The 877-nt window shown below is 54.3% G+C and carries 1 protein-coding gene; it reads right to left on the minus strand.

All coding sequences use genetic code 11. The features are described 5' to 3' along the window. Nucleotides 1-32: 32 nt before the first annotated feature. Nucleotides 33-665 carry a tyrosine-type recombinase/integrase gene (locus ACR0BF_RS20325; RefSeq protein WP_170542186.1) on the minus strand — a complete coding sequence of 211 codons (633 nt, stop codon included), beginning with the start codon at nt 663-665 and terminating at the stop codon, nt 33-35. Nucleotides 666-877 lie beyond the last annotated feature (212 nt).

The following is an 877-nucleotide window of genomic DNA, read 5'->3' on the forward strand; positions in this document are numbered from 1 at the left end:
TGGCGAGCGGACGATCCCGCCCGCCTAAATCGTTAAAGATCGATACGTTCGGCAATACTAAGCGCGTCTTCAAGCTCGACGCCAAGGTAACGCACCGTACTGTCCACTTTGCTGTGACCGAGCAGAAGTTGAACGGCACGTAGGTTTCCGGTCTTTCTGTATATCAAAGCCGCTTTGGTGCGCCTAAGCGAATGCGTGCCGTAGCTGGACGGATCGAGACCAATCGCTGACACCCATTCCCGGACAAGCCTAGCGTATTGCCGGGTCGAAAGATGCGGCAAAGCATGCATACGACTTGGAAACAGATACCGTTGTCCATGCATGTATTGAGAAGAGACCCATTGCGACACGACTTCACGTGTATTCTCCGTCACTTCAAATTGCACTGGCTTCGCAGTTTTACGTTGAACAACGGATACCCGATCGCGAACAGAATTGCCTACGGCGAGATCGTTAACCCTCAGGCGGACGAGATCGCACCCGCGCAACTTGCTATCGATGGCAAGATTGAACAATGCCAGGTCTCTCAGCTTGTTTGCAAGTTCGAGCCGAGCGCGAATGGCCCAGACTTGCTTTGGCTGCAATGGCCGCTTCTGTCCGACTAGTCTGCCTTTGTTCCAAGGCGGACGACGCGTTGTGACAACGGGAAGTAGAGATTTGGACATCTTAGATCTCCGTCCATTCCCTTCCGTCCCAAACATCGACACTGTGCCGACAGCTGCAGTCTAATTGCCGCTCGCGTGTCTTCAGCACAGGAAATTCTCAGGTTTCAGGAACTGCCACCGCTGATCTTCTTACCCATCACATCCGCTGCCTGCCGCAACGGGTCATCTGCGAGGTGCGCGTAGCGTTGCGTGGTAGACGGGTTCGTGTGTCC

It is taken from the genome of Ruegeria sp. AG7, from assembly GCF_056541545.1.